The following is a 14,556-nucleotide window of genomic DNA, read 5'->3' on the forward strand; positions in this document are numbered from 1 at the left end:
CCCGCGCGAAATCGACCACCCCGCCTCGTAGGGCGGAGCGTCCCTGATCAAACCTGGATCTGCCCAGCCAACTGCTGGATCTTGATCACCACGAATTCCGCCGGTTTGAGCGGCGCGAAGGCCACCAGGATGTTCACCACACCCCGGTTGATATCGTCCTGCGTGGTGGTTTCCCGATCGCACTTGACCAGGTAGGCCTCGCGCGGTGTCTTGCCTTGAAAGGCGCCCTGACGGAACAGGCTGTTCATGAACGCCCCGAGGTTGAGGCGGATCTGGGCCCACAGCGGCTCGTCATTGGGTTCGAAAACGACCCATTGGGTACCGCGATACAGGCTCTCCTCGAGGAACAAGGCCAAGCGCCGGACCGGCACGTACTTGTACTCGGAGGTCATCTGGTCAGCCCCCCGCAAGGTTCGCGCCCCCCAGGACACCGCGCCGTACACCGGGAAGGTGCGCAGGCAATTGACGCCCAAGGGATTGAGGCTGCCGTTCTCCCGATCGGTGAGTGAATAGTGGGTCGCTTGCACCCCAACCAAAGTGGCCTCGGTACCCGCCGGCGCCTTCCAGACGCCGCGTTCACCGTCGGTACGGGCATACAACCCGGCGATGGTGCCGCAGGGTGCACTCAGGCGCAGCCGGCCATTCTTCAACGGATCAGCGATAAACACCCAGGGGTAGTAGACCGCCGCATGATCCGATTTGGGCAACGCGGTACCGGACACCGCGGCGACCATCTGCTCGGGCGTGGTCACCGAGGCGGGCGCATCGATCACGAAGAAGGCCCGACGCTCCTCGCAATAGGCCGCCGCATCCATCAGCACACCGGTATCGGTCACTCCGGGCAGGCAAAGAATATTGAACAGGTCCACTTCCTCCAGCGCGTACAGGCCCTGGCGGGTCGCACGATCACCGATAAAGGCGGGATACAGGTCGGCGGCCGTATACGGGGTTTCGCTGCCGCCTTTCAGGGTCTGATTGGCCGGTTGGCTGCTGACGGCCCCACCCAGCAGGTGCAGCTCGCTGGCGATGCTGTTGAGCGGCGCGGCACTGATCGCCAGGCTCGACGCGGCCCCCTGGGTGCCGGTGGCCAGCACCAGGGTGCTGCCCACGCGTTTTGCCCGGAAGTGCTGGTAGGCGGGGTGCGCGGGTTTCAGTGCGCGTACCGCGGCCTGAAGCCGACTGGCCACATCCTCCAGTTTGGCATCGAGGTCCGCCCCCGCTGCCGCCGCATCCCCGATGTTCACAGTGTCCGGGCCCACCCCATCGAGGCTGATGCGCAGACTGTTGTGGGTGGCATCCGGCAGGGCATTGAGGTCCGCCGCCGCATACGCCGCACTGGTCAGGGTGGCCGGTTCCGGGATGGGCATCGGCCGCAGGCTGGCCACTGCGTCGACGTCGACACCGCCGCCCTCGCTGCCCAGCTTGAGCACACCGCTGGCATTGTTCTTCTGCCCCGGCAGAATCCGCACGCTGGAAAACTCGCCGCCGACACCGGCGGTCATAAGGATTTGCTGCGTACTACCAGGACGGGCACAGGTGAAGGCCGAATAGGCGGTCTGACTGTTGGCCTGCGCCCGCACCTTGGTCTCGATGGCGGCGCACAGGGTATCCAGCCGCTGAGTAGGCGTTCCGCCGCCGACATCCGCCGGCAAGTTGATCTGCACGATCACCGGGGCCAGACCATTGACGCTGACACGAAACTCCCGGTGGCTGGCATCCAGCAAAGTCGCGACATCCGCCAGGGTGGCGCTGCGCGAGGTGCCGGCGGGCAAGGCATCGAGATCGGCCTGACTGGCACTGCGGGTCAGCCGCACCAGTTGGGAAACCCCGTTGACCTGATCCACTGCATAGCGGGCGTCAGCCGAGTTCAACGAGACATTCGCATAGGCCTCCGAGCGTGAATCACTGGCACGTAACAGGGTCAGGTTAAAGGTGCTGCCCGGATTGCTGGTGAGGTGATCGACCCGCACTTCGATGCCGTTGCCCGCGGACCCAGCGTCCAGTGCCAAGACTTTTAGCACATCGACCAACGCCTCGTTCTGCAGCGTCAGCTCGGCGCTGGTGGCGCTTTTAACGATTCGGATGGCATACGCCTCGGTGCCACCGTTCTGGAAGAACTGGCGTACCGCATAGCCCATCTCGGAGTCGACCGCCAAGCCCCCGAAGCGTCGCTCGTAGTCGGCGAAACTGAACAGACGTTGGGCGCGGTTGATCGGCCCTCTCGGCGCGGCACCGGCAAACGCGGCTACCGAGGTAGCGACACCCGTCAGGGTACGTACCCCACTGGGTAGCTCTTCGATATAGACGCCGGGATAGCTGAGTTGTGCAGGCATGCGGGGACTCCTTCCTGGATAGAAGCGGCAGTCGAATAGAGTGCTTTGAGGCTTTCAGATAGGGGGTCGCTAATACGACCCGGTTCCCTACAACTCGACTAGATCCGCATCCCATCCACAGCGCGGAAGACTGTTGACGATCTGAAAACCAAACAGGTATTGCCTGATGATTCTTTTGCTGCCCAAAGGCACAGATAGCTATAGATCGCTTTATTGATTACGTAAAACCCCTTGTAGTTATATTTTTTGGCAATCGGAAAAACTTAGCGGCGATTGATTAAAAGCCATTAAATAGCCATGTATAAAAACGCTATAGAGTTTATTTTAAATATAAATAACGATGTAATTTGACGCCTTCCCATTGACGCCATTTCCCATACGCCGCGGTTGTCCTGAGGCTGCACAAGAAGGGCCAGCCGAGGGCGCCAGGACGGCCTCCCAGGTCGGGATACGCGGTTCAATGGGCGACTCGCTGGGCACCACTGTCCCGGTAGCGGCGCATGCGCGGGGCGTTTGCCCCGCGCCCGACGAAAGCCCCGGCACATCCACGCTGCGGCGCAGGCGGCCAAACAAGCGAGCTCAGACTGCGTAGCCGCACCGAAGGAGTGACCCAGTGAAGCCAAAGCGCCGAGGTGGCCAGGCTGCAACAGCCGCAGGCCCTAGGCTTTAACCGGAATCAACTCCGGTACCCGGGTAATCGTCGGCAGCTGCAAGTACTGCCAGATATCGCTGTCGGTCTTCAGGCTGTCATCCAGCAGCTCCAGCAACCAGGCCAGACCGATACCCCCGAACAGACCGACCAATAGCACGCCGATCAGCACCAACCAGAGTTTTGGACTTACTGGCCGATCACTGGCCACCGCCCAGTTGACCACCGAGACGTTACCGATCTGCGCCCCCGCCTGAGCGGATTGGAAGCGGGTTTCCTCGTTTTTCTCCAAATACAACTTACGGGTATCGCGCAGCACGTCCAGTTGTTGGACCAGCTGTTTGTACTGCGCCTCGGAGGCGTTCAGCTCCGCCATCCGTGCCCGCGTCTCACCTTCCAGCGCCTGCCAACTGGTCAATGCCTGCCGATACCCGGCGAGCAGGGCTTCGTTTTTCAGCAGGTCATCGCGCACCCGGGCATGCAGCGGGTTGATGCCCTGCTGGGAAGAGCCATACCGCTGCGCCTGCTGACGGGTCAACAAGCCGTCGACCACGCTGATCTCCTCGCGTAGGGTCTGCAACCGCGGATCGCTGCTGGAGAACCGCGCGCCGATATCCGCCTCCTGGCGCTTGAGGTCGGCCAGTTGTTTGTTCATTTCGCTGATGGCAAAGCTGTTGGAGGTCTGGGCTCCGCTCAGCTCGGTGGTCGATGGCATTGACGCCAGTTGTGCGCGGAGCACCTGGCTCTGGCGTTCGCCCTGCTGCACCGACACCCGGAATTCATCCAGGCGCTTACGGACATCGTCCAACCGGTCGATCTGCAGGCTGCGCTGGCGCTCCACATCGACGATCTGTCGTTGGTCGCGGTACTGCCGGACCGCGGCCTCGGCTTCGGCCAGTTGCTGGTTCATCTGCCCCAGCTGCTCGGAGAAAAACGCCGTCTGCTCACGCTGGAAGATCCTTACACGCTCGGTGAGGTAGCGCTGCACCAACGTATTGACACCCAGCGCAGCCGAGTGCGGATCCTTATTGCGCAGCGACACCTCGATGATGTTCGAGCTTTTGAGCGCCGTCGCACTGAGATCGTTGCGCAGGCGATTGACCGCCTTGTCGACCAGGCTACGGTTGGCCGACAAAGGGAAAAAATAATCCTCCACACGGCCGTACCACCGGGTCAGGGTTTGCGCCACGCCCTTGGGCGTATACCAGGGGTGCTGCAGATCGATACCCGGAAACAGCACTGCTGGAGTCAGCTCGTCCACCACTCGGCGGGCCAGGGTGGCACTGGTGAGAATGGCCGCTTCCGAATGCAATTGCTCCTCACGGACCACCGACATCATGGGCGTGCGGAACTGACTGGAGGCCAGCGCGGGCATGTAGATATCTTCCTGACCGATACGCACCAACAACCGCGCGGTCGATTCATAGGTCGGGGCGATCAGCGAAAGGCCGGCGAAGCCGCCGGCCAGTGAGGCTAGAAAAAAGCAGACGACTACTAGCTTGCGTTTGAACAAGAGGTTGAGAAGGTCTCGAGTAGTCATCGTAGCTTCCTGCTAGTGGGTGAAACTGCGGAACATGCTGGCAGCGGGACGTTCGGAGCCATCCTGGCGATAAAAACCGAACGTGCCCATGCCATCGGGTGAGGGGTAGTCCTCAAGGGCGAACCAATAGACCCGCTGGACGTTGGCGGCCAAGTTGCGGATGCCAATGCCATAGGGAATCACGGTCAAGCGTGAAAGGATGAATTGCAGGGTGGTCTGCATGCGGTCGGCGGCGCCCTGCTCAGTCAGACCCAGGTGTTGACTGCCAACGATATAGCCCATTTCGGTGATCCAGATCGGCTTGGGCGAGCCCTTGAGCGTCATCAGCAGTTGCAGGTTGAAGACTTTGCCCAGGTAGCCCGGGTCGGTGACGCTGCCCACGACCCCCAAAGGCGCAAACTGCGGCTGGTCGGCATCCATGGCATCGGGCTGGCGGATGCCATCGCGCCAATCGAATACATAGGGGTGCACGGCCATGACGTCGAAGGTGTTGCCATAGGCGCTGTCGGCCTCCCACAGCTGCCACAGGAACAACACATCGGCTTTGGACAGTCCGGCATGCACCAGCTGGATACTGCCCCGCACGTCGGCGGTTTCCTGCTGTACCCGACGCATTAACCAGGCAAAACTGCCGGAGTTCGGCTCAGGGCCCCAGAACTGCTTGAGGTTCGGCTCATTCCAGATCTGCCAGTGCACGATCGGGGTAAAGGGCACGCCCGCATTGCCTCCCGGCCCGTAACGCTTGATCGACGCCTTGACGAACCGCGCGTAGGCGTCAAACGCCGCTTCCGCCGGTGCCATTTCATAGACATCGTTGGGCTTGATTCCCGCCACCTGCGCCCAATTGGGCGCGTAGTGAATGATCGGCAACAATTCGATGCCCTCCTGATGGGCAACCTGCACCAAGGTGTCAAGTTGCTGCCATTGGTACTGCCCCCGCACCGCTTCGACCTGACGCCATTCCCAATCCAATCGCACGCTTCTGACCCCCAGGGATTTGGCTTTCCTGAAACGACTGCTCAGGCTTTGGCTATCCCCAGGGCCCCACATGGTGTTCAAGCCATAACTCAAGGGAGCGGCCGGGGACGGTACGGCCCAGGCCAGCAGGCACAGGGACAACAGGGCGGCCAACAGCCGGGGCAAGGGGCTGGATGAATACATATTTTTTATCAATGTCAGTACTCCACACCTATGACACGGATTGAACGCTACCGGGCCCATCCCGGTACTGCCATTCAAATCGCCCCCGGAGCCTACACACAAGCGCTCCATTACGCGCCCAACTAGCCAAATTTAGCGATAAGCGGTAGATTTCACTATTGACATTTATAATAAATGTAATATCAAAAAAATATCATTTCATAGCCATCAGTCGTCATCGTCATCGTTTTCCTCGATGACATAGTTGACCCCGAACCCGAGCTGCACCCCTTTGAACAGCACCAGATCGGTGATGTACTGCTGCACCCAGAGGTTGGCATTGGCGATGGGGGAGCGCGGCACGTAGATGACATCGGAGGGCGACAGGGCGACCTGAAGGTCCGGCAGCCCCTGCTCCACCGCCTGATCGCTGAGGTTCAGGTGGTAGGGTTGCGGCTTACCATCATCCCCCTTGCGAATCAGGATGATCGAATCCATGTAAGCCGTGGGCAGGTTGCCACCGGCGCGGTAGATCGCCTGCAGTACCGACATGCCACCCTCCAATGGCACCACCTGGGGCACGGCGACCTGGCCGCCGACATAGGCACGAAAGCCTTTGAATGAGCGAACCATCACCGAGACATTGGGTTTCTTTATGTAGGGCCGGTATCGGCTCGTCAGCTCTTCATCCAGCTCGTCCGGGGTCAACCCAGCCACTTTGACGTCGTCGAGCAACTGCAGGGTGATAAAGCCATCGGGGCGAACCGAAGCAGTCTCGTTCAGCTCCCGGGTGTAGAAAAACTTGATGTCCAGGTCATCCCCGGGGCGAATCCGGTACTGCTGCTCCGCAACTCCTCCGGCCGTGCCCACCAAAGGCAACCCTTCGGCACCCGGCAACTGCGTGACCTCGATCGATGAGCAGCCACTTACGACCGCCAGCAGCATCAATCCCACGACGTGTCCCGCGCGAATCCAATATCCATTTGCTTGCGCCACAGTACGTCCTCCCTTAGAGCCACCGGTACAACCAATCGGGAATGAAATTGGCGCTGCGATTGAGCACCACACCGAGAAACTGGCCCCCGCTTTCTTCAAGCCGGTCCCGCACATGGCGGGCCACCGGACGCCGTGTTCGACCGGCCTGGGCGACCAGGATGATGCCGTCCAGCACCTTGGCCGCGACCAGCGCAACGGAGGTGACAGTGGGCGGCGGCATGTCCCAGAGCACGACCGGGAATCGCTCGTGCAAGCGGGTCAGCAACCGGCGCAGCTCCTCGTTCTCCAGGCTGAACAGGCGCAGGCCGGTGTTCAGCGACAAGCGCGTTCGGGCCACCAGGCTGCCGCTCGACACCAGGTGCTCGAGGTCCCCATCGAGGCGATGGTCATCGCGACCCTCGGTGCAAAGCTCGATGATCAGCACTTGCCCGAAGACCTCCGCCAGGTGACTGGCCGCCTGCTGGGCAACAAAGCTGGCGCCCACTCCCCGTGCAACACCGACCACCATCAACTGACGCATCGGACGCGTGCGGTTTTCGCGCAACACCCGCGCCATCAGCTCCTGCATCGGCCGGGTCAATTGTGGGTCCTGGCTAGCCGCCAGCCCCAGCGTTTCCTGATTGACTAGAATATTCATAGACCACCTCCCTGTAGGGCTACCCTGGCCGAGCCGTGGATAGGCGCTTGCCCAGTTCGATAACCGGTTTTTCCAACCAACGGTGGGTAGCCAACCCCACCGCGATAGCCAACACCGCCGCCAGCCCGATCGCCAGCCCCCCTGCCAGCGGGGACACATCGAGATAGGGAAAAACCTTGCCGCACACGGCCAGCACAAACGGATGGGACAGGTACAGGGAATAGGACGCATCGCCCGCCTGTACCAACCAGTCGCGCGTCAGGGGCATCCGTCCCTGGGCACGCAAATGCCGCTCGCGGTTGAGCAGCGCCAACAGCACAAAGCCGTAACCGAACCCGAATGCCAGTACCCGCAGCGGCCATTCGCGATTGATTGAGCCAGACTCGGCAAACACCGCCCCCACCAGCAGGCACAGCGCGCCCAATGCCAATGGACGCTTCCAGCCATCGGATGGACGGCCCACCCAGTACCGGTACAGGCAGGCGCCCAGGGTGAACTGGGCGATGTAGAGGGACAGCAGGTGGTAGTCCCAAAAATCCACGCCGGTGTAATGCCGCAGCAACCACTTGGCGAACGCCAACAAGGTCAGGGTCAGCAGTACCGTGGTCAGCCAGGGCGGCGATAAAAAACGCGCAACGACGAATACCAGGCTGTAGAACACCAACTCGTGCTCGAGCGTCCAGCCGACGAACAACAAGGGCAAACCGGGCTGCGGCAGGATCAACAATGAGCGCAGCACCGACCCCCAATCGTGCTCACCTGAGCCCATGGTCATGGCCGGGTTGTAGAGCCAGAGCACGACGACCAGCCCGATGAAGAACATGGCCATCGGGTAAATACGAATGAACCGGTTGATCAGCCAGCGGCGTGGCTCGAACGGCATACCAAAGGTGATATAGGTCATGATAAAGCCGCTGATCACAAAGAACAGATCAGGGGCCGAGTAGCCGATGCAGCGGGAAAACAGGCTATGGAAATCCGCCCAGCCGGGCAGTTTGCGAGCAACGTCCTCGACGTGGAACGCCAACACCATCAACACCGCGACGCCACGCAAACGCTGCACACTCAAGAGCTCGTTCTTCAACACCCGCGACTTGTCCCGCGGCCTCGCGTACAGCCCGCTGACCCCGCGCCAGAGAGCCGTCATGGACGCCCCCCGCCCAGAGACCGGCTCGAGGAACGCGGATCGGGCCGGGGCGGGGACGGCCGCCTTGCCGGAAGCATCCTCATGTTCTGTCACTCCGCACCTGCCCCCCAGGTCAGTGGCCGCCAGATGGGCAGGGATTCATACAGGCGATGCAACCGCGCCACATGCGCCTCCCGAGTATGCTGATGGGTCACCAGGACCCGTCCCGCCTGGCCGAGCCCGGGCAAGCGGGCGCGTTCGGCCAGCGCATGCTGCAGCCACAGCGCCAGGCTATCTGTCGAGGCGTGCTCGGTGAGCCAGCCGGTGACGTCATGCAGGACATAATCGGCAATCCCTCCCACCGGGAACGCCAGCACCGGCGTCGCGAAGGACAGGGACTCGATGCCTACCAGTGGCCCCGGATCGTCCCAAATCGAGGGCAGCACGAACAGATCGGCCCAGCGGTAATAGCTCGCCAGCTGGTCCTGGGGCACCCACTCGATAAAGTCGACCTGAGCCGCGATGCCCAACCGTTGCGCCAAGGACTTGGCCTGCGACAATCGCGGGCCGGCGGCAACTGCTTTCAACTGCCAGGCGCCCTGCACCCGAGCCAGGGCACGCAACAGCACCTCCAGGCCCTTGCCCTTGATCGCCTGGCCGGCAAACAGCAAACGCAAGGTGCACGGCGCTGGCGCATCGGCCAAGGCGTCGTCGGGGGGACCTCCGTAGCCCAGGGCCTGGCGATCGAAACGACTGAAATAGGGCAGCACGTGCACCTTTTCGGCGGCGAATCCATTGAGCAGGAGCACCTGGCGCATATGCTGACTGCCCACCACGGCCATGGCGAACTCCCGATACAGCGCCCGCTCCCGCAACTTGCCCGGCAAATTCGCCAGGCCGGGCCGGTAGCCGCCGGGCAACGGCGGAGCAATGCCGCAGCCATAGGCCAGGCATGACCAGCCCAGCGGACGCTGGCAGCGGTCCCCTGGGAAGCGCCGACGTCCACGCCGCAAGCACAGCGAGCTGTAGTCATGGAAGGAGCGCAACAGCGGCACCTCCAAACGCGGCAATGCTTCGAGCAATGCCAGCGCGCTGCACAGGTGCACGTGCACCAGCGTCGGTTGCCAGGCGTGCATGCGGCGCAAGGCCTCGGTCGCACCGCGGTCCGTGGTCAGGGGCTCGCTCGCCAACCGCAGCAGCTCCAACCCTGCCGTATCCAGGTGCGCCGGCAGCGTGAGGCTGGCGTGGGCAACCGCCACCTGATCGCCATGGGCGGTAAGCGCCCGGGCCAAAGCCAGCACGTAGTTGGGCAAGCCGCCGATGCCCAGGGTCTCCACCAGCAACAGGATCCTCATGGGCTACCCCCCTCGGCGGTCGACGTTCGCGCAAGCCCATCCGAAGCCTCCGCCTGCTGCAGCAACCCCAGAGACAGCAGCAAGACCAGCAGAAAATGCATGTTCTGCAGCAGCAACATGTCGACCATGGCAAACACCAGGTACGCGCTCAGGGTCCCGATCGCGGCCAGGGTGAAGAGATTCGCCTCGCCAGGGTCGGCCGGCGACCAGCGCCGCAGCAGCGCCCGCCCGACCGACCAGAGAAACCACAGGTAGGCGAGCAAACCCAGGGCACCGGTACCGGCCAGTATTTCCAGAAAGGTGTTGTGGGCATGCAGGGACGGGTAGCCCAGCTCGACATTCAAGGCCACCGGATGAGCAAAAAACGCGTCGCGAAAGTTGCCCAAACCGACCCCCAGCAACGGGTGTTCGGCAAACACCTGCCAGACGACGCCCCAGAGGATCAAACGGTCCTGAACCGCAGCCTGACGGCCCGGCACCAGCCCGGACAAGCTGCCATCCCAACCGGGTAGAAAGCCCAGGACCATGACTCCCGCCACAACCGTCAATGTCGCCAGCCACAGCAGCGGTGCGCGCCAGGCGGGCTTGAGCATCAACAGCATCACCGTCGCCACCGTCACCGCCCCCAGCAGGCCACCGCGCGACTGGGTGGCCGCCAGACCGGCCAGGCTGATCAGCAGGCTCACACCTGCCAACCGGCGTAACCAGACCGTGGCGGCCCGCAGCAGGTGCGCGATCGACACGCTCATGGTCATCACCAGGAACATTGCCAGCCCCTGGGCGCCGCCAAAGGTGCTACCGGCCCGGCCGGAAATATCGAAGGTATGGCGGATCTGGGCCTGATCGCCGTCAGGTACCGGCACCCCAATGCCCAGCATTTCGGTCAAGCGCTGGCCGTCGCGGGCCCACTCGATCAGACCGTCCAACGCAAAAAGACTTGGCACCACCAGCAGCAGCACAGCGACAAACCGCCAGAAGCGCGGATCCGGTGTGAATACCAGCAACAGCAGCGGCAACACCACGAACCATTCGACGATGCGCAGCAGTTGCTTGAGGCTGCCCTGCCAGGCGATCGACGTCGCTTGGGCCAGCGCCACGGCCAGGACAAACGGCAGGACCGCCTTCACCAGTACCGGCAGGTGCAACCGGGCGTTTCGGCGTAGCAACAGCCCGGGCAGCAGCAGGCACCACAGCAGCACTATGCCGTCAGCGGTATTTAACGGCAGCCCTGCCAGCGTTCGCTGCACGGGCAACGCCAGGCTCACGACAAAACCCAGCAGCAATAGACTCGGCCAGCGAACCACCGACAACAGGCCGCACAGGGACATCCCCAACAGCAGTCCCGGCACCGGCCAGGCCACCGTAATCAGACTGATGCCAAAGCCCAGTAGCAGGCTGACGGCCAGCGCCGGCGCGGCCAGCATCGACAGCGGTCGTTCAGCGATCATCCGCGGCTCCCGGCAGGCTGAAGGGGTTGAGCCCGAGCACGCGCATGTTGGAGCGCAACAGCGCGGCAGCGGCGTCGCGCCGGCTCGGGCGCAACAGCCACTGCAGCGCGGGCCGCAGGCTTGTCAGCAGAATCATCAGATCGGTCAATAGCTTGAGAACACAGAGCTCCCAGGGATGACAGTGCTTGCGGTACAAGCGATAGCGGCTGCGCCGAAGCTCGTAACGCATGCGCAGTGCTGTCTCACTGAGGGTCTGGTGCCCGCGCAGACCCACCGGCAGCCGCCCGGAGGAGCTGCCCCCGTGGTGCAGCACCCGGACATGCGGCAGCAGCCACAGCTGCCAACCGGCCCGCCGGGCGCGTACGCACCAATCGACGTCCTCGTCGTACATGAAAAAGCTCGCGTCCAGCAGACCGACCGTACTCAGCAACGCCCCACGCCACATCATGCAGGCGCCATGCAGGCGCTCCAGCGTCACCGGCCCCTGCTGCCCGGCAGCCGGGTACTGGGCGCCACAGATCGCACGGCGCAACATCTCCAGCAGCGAGGGAAATCGGCTGGGATAATCCTGGTCGGCGTGGTCCGAGGCGTTGACCACCCGCGCGCTGACGGCCCCGACCCAAGGGTTATCCAGCAGGGCATGCAACATACCGTCCAGCGTACCGGCTTCGACCCGCGCGTCACTGTTGAGCAACAGCACAAAATCACAGCGGCAGTCTCGCAGCACCTGGTTGTTGCCCGCAGCGAAACCCAGGTTGTCGGGGCAGGCGATAACCCGGACATCGGGATGGGCGGCGCCGATCACCTGGACACTGCCGTCACCCGAGGCATTGTCGACCACGACGATTTGCAGCGCGGCGCAACTGGGCGCAAAGGCCTTAAGCGAGTCGATGCACTCGATCACCAGTAGCGGGGTTTTGTAGTTGACGATCGAGACGATCAGACTATGCATGGGAATGCCCCTCTCGCCTCGCCCAGGCGCCGACCAAGGGCCCGGCAGTAGTCGCGCAGCTGCGCTTGCCCGCAGCCCGCAATCGCAAACGCCTGGGTTGCTGCGCCAATGTCCAACCAGAACGGATCGTGCTCGCGTAGCTGGCTGACCACCAGCTCGCCTCCACCAAAACCCTCGATCAACCATTGGGCGATACGACCGGTTGGCGTGCCCTGACCAGCGCCGATGTTGAACAGTCCCGGCCGCAGTCGTCGAACGATGCCGGGCAACCAGCCCGCCAGCACCTCGACCGGCAGAAAATCGCGCTCGACAAAGGGGCTCATGTCCAGCGTCACCCGCCCTCGTTCGAGCAGGCCGCGCTGGGCGAGGGCAAAAAAACTCTGACGTCCTTCCTGGATTTCGAAGCCGCAGATATTGCTCAGGCGCAGCACGGTCAGGCGCGGTCCTAGCAGGGCCGATAGACGCTGCTCGGTCATCAACTTCGCCTGTCCATAAAGGGTGGCGGGGCGCGCCCGTGTGCGCTCCTGAAGACGGCCACTGAACGGAGCAGGCCCGTACACCTGACGCGAACTGAGCATCAGATAACGGACCCCAGGCATCTCCAGGACCCGCTGCGCCAGATGCATATCGACATCCAGGGCGGGGTTATAGGGCGAGCTTTTCAGCTGGGGATCGTAGGCGCAATTGATCAGCGCGCTGGCGCCTGTCAACCACTGATCGGACCCCAGGGCTTCGCTGGTCCTGACAAAGCTCCAGCCGGCGGTTTCCTTGCGCTGGCGCAGGCTACGGGCAATAAAGCTGTTCCGACCGACCACGACGACCGTCATGCGCGCCCCCACTGAGCCGCCGCGCAAGTAGGCAGAACGGACTCAGAACGCATTTTTGCCTCCGAAGCCGCCCAGCAGTGTTTTGCAGACAATCCAGATATCCAGTTCGATGGACCAGTTCTGGATATAGAGAATGTCGTAGGCAAAGCGCTCGGTCAGATGCGCCTCGGTAAAGGTGTTACCCCGCAGCCCATTGACCTGAGCCCAGCCGGTGATACCGGGATGCACCTTGTAGCGTTCGGCAAAGTCAGCCTCCACCGCCTCATAAGGACGCTGTCCGGCCTTGACCCCCGGCGGATGTGGGCGCGGTCCCACCACCGACATCTGGCCCAGCAGCACATTGATGAATTGGGGCACCTCGTCGAGGCTGGTCCGGCGCAGGAACGCCCCGAGACGCGTCACTCGCCGATCCTCGCGTTCCGTCAGGCGTACCGCTTTGCTGGCACCGGCAGGGTCGTAGCGCATGCTGCGGAATTTATAGATCTCGAACAGTCGATTTCCGAGCCCGTAACGCAACTGCCTGAAGAATACCGGTCCCGGGCTTTCCAGCTTGATCAGCAGGGCGATCAGCACGCCCAAGGGCAAGAACACCAACAGCGCCGACAGCGAGAACAACAGATCGAATAGGCGCTTGAGGACACGCCCCGAAAAGGGCAGGCGATTCACGCCCAGCACCAGCATCTTGTGCGGCCCCTCGCTTGGCCAGTGCGCAAAGGTATGACGCAGCATCGGCAGTTCCGGCGCAACGTAAATATTCTCGAGTTTCACCCGCAGCCGGGAGGCCAACTGACAGGCCCGTTGCGCCGCACTGCTGGGCAGCGCGATGATTACGCCGTCCAGGTCGGGCGGCAGCCGCTCGAGCTCGAACGTACTTGCCAGCAAGGGGAACGGCAGGTTCCTCAGGTCGATGCGGGACAGGCGGTCATCGATAAAGCCGACAACCTCGATGGCCGGCTCATGCTCGATCAGATAACGTGCGCTCGCCTGGCCGAACTCCCCCGCGCCGAGAATCGCCAGCCGAAACGGGCGGTTCCAGGGCCTGAGCAGCCACGCGATCAAGCCCCTGGCGCCCAGCGATCCGAGGCTCGCCAGGCCAAACAGTGTCCCCAGGAACACAGGTCCGGCTAACGCATGCCCGGCCAACCCGAGCAACAGCTGGACGCCACCAACCAGCAACAGGCTTTCGAGCAGCGTTCTGATGGTCACCAGAATCCCCGACAGTCCAGGGCCGCCCAGCGCGGCGTATGACTGCAGCGGACGACAGGCGCTGGCCGTCGCCAATAACAGCCCCCATAACCGTGGATCCGCCACCGTTGGAACGGCGAGCGCGGTACAGAGGGCGAGCGCACAGTAAGTCGCCAGCAAGGCCGAAGCCGCTTGCGTCAGGCGAAACAGGAGAATGCCGACGCCTACCGGGGCAGACGAAGTGCTGATCGCCGAATTGATCACCGGACGCAGCAGCGATTGCGGCAGCCGATACTCGGCGCCGCCAGGATGGGGCTGGTCGAGGGTATTGGTGCGACTGTCCATGTCCATCCGTCCTTGCTCATCCT

Annotated in this window: 11 protein-coding genes; all 11 read right to left on the reverse strand. The window is 62.8% G+C overall.

Annotation, left to right across the window (positions count from 1 at the left end):
• Positions 1–47: 47 nt before the first annotated feature.
• The 11 genes from ABWY06_RS21235 to ABWY06_RS21285 all read right to left on the reverse strand — a co-directional run bounded on the left by ABWY06_RS21235 (position 48) and on the right by ABWY06_RS21285 (position 14,533).
• On the reverse strand, positions 48–2,333 hold the full coding sequence (locus tag ABWY06_RS21235; protein ID WP_353927570.1) for a phage tail sheath family protein: 2,286 nt from the start codon (positions 2,331–2,333) through the stop codon (positions 48–50).
• Between the two features lie 659 nt (positions 2,334–2,992).
• Entirely contained in the window at positions 2,993–4,522 is a 1,530-nt protein-coding gene (locus tag ABWY06_RS21240; RefSeq protein ID WP_353927571.1) for a GumC family protein, read from the reverse strand.
• Between the two features lie 12 nt (positions 4,523–4,534).
• On the reverse strand, positions 4,535–5,683 hold the full coding sequence (locus tag ABWY06_RS21245; protein WP_353927572.1) for a glycoside hydrolase 5 family protein: 1,149 nt from the start codon (positions 5,681–5,683) through the stop codon (positions 4,535–4,537).
• 207 nt (positions 5,684–5,890) lie between these two features.
• The gene (locus tag ABWY06_RS21250) at positions 5,891–6,607 is read right to left on the reverse strand and encodes a polysaccharide biosynthesis/export family protein (RefSeq protein WP_353927693.1); all 717 of its coding nucleotides are present in this window, start codon (positions 6,605–6,607) and stop codon (positions 5,891–5,893) included.
• 64 nt (positions 6,608–6,671) lie between these two features.
• Positions 6,672–7,295 (reverse strand): tyrosine-protein kinase family protein, encoded by a 624-nt coding sequence (locus ABWY06_RS21255; protein ID WP_353927573.1) that lies wholly within the window; start codon positions 7,293–7,295, stop codon positions 6,672–6,674.
• A 19-nt stretch (positions 7,296–7,314) separates the two neighbouring features.
• A complete protein-coding gene (locus ABWY06_RS21260; protein WP_353927574.1) occupies positions 7,315–8,442 on the reverse strand; it encodes an acyltransferase family protein in 1,128 nt (375 codons plus the stop codon).
• A gap of 89 nt (positions 8,443–8,531) precedes the next feature.
• A complete protein-coding gene (locus ABWY06_RS21265; protein WP_353927575.1) occupies positions 8,532–9,776 on the reverse strand; it encodes a glycosyltransferase family 4 protein in 1,245 nt (414 codons plus the stop codon).
• Positions 9,773–11,224: an O-antigen ligase family protein gene (locus tag ABWY06_RS21270; protein ID WP_353927576.1), complete on the reverse strand. Its 1,452-nt coding sequence runs from the start codon at positions 11,222–11,224 to the stop codon at positions 9,773–9,775. The genes ABWY06_RS21265 and ABWY06_RS21270 overlap by 4 nt, the downstream gene beginning before the upstream one ends.
• Complete coding sequence (locus ABWY06_RS21275) at positions 11,214–12,176, reverse strand: glycosyltransferase family 2 protein (RefSeq protein ID WP_353927577.1); 963 nt, start codon at positions 12,174–12,176, stop codon at positions 11,214–11,216. Before ABWY06_RS21275 ends, ABWY06_RS21270 begins: the two co-directional genes overlap by 11 nt.
• Positions 12,164–13,003: an NAD-dependent epimerase/dehydratase family protein gene (locus ABWY06_RS21280; RefSeq protein ID WP_353927578.1), complete on the reverse strand. Its 840-nt coding sequence runs from the start codon at positions 13,001–13,003 to the stop codon at positions 12,164–12,166. The genes ABWY06_RS21275 and ABWY06_RS21280 overlap by 13 nt, the downstream gene beginning before the upstream one ends.
• A 42-nt stretch (positions 13,004–13,045) precedes the next feature.
• Positions 13,046–14,533 (reverse strand): exopolysaccharide biosynthesis polyprenyl glycosylphosphotransferase, encoded by a 1,488-nt coding sequence (locus ABWY06_RS21285; protein ID WP_353927579.1) that lies wholly within the window; start codon positions 14,531–14,533, stop codon positions 13,046–13,048.
• Positions 14,534–14,556: the final 23 nt, after the last annotated feature.

The sequence above is a fragment of the Pseudomonas sp. genome, assembly GCF_040514055.1.
Classification (GTDB): Bacteria; Pseudomonadota; Gammaproteobacteria; order Pseudomonadales; family Pseudomonadaceae; genus Aquipseudomonas.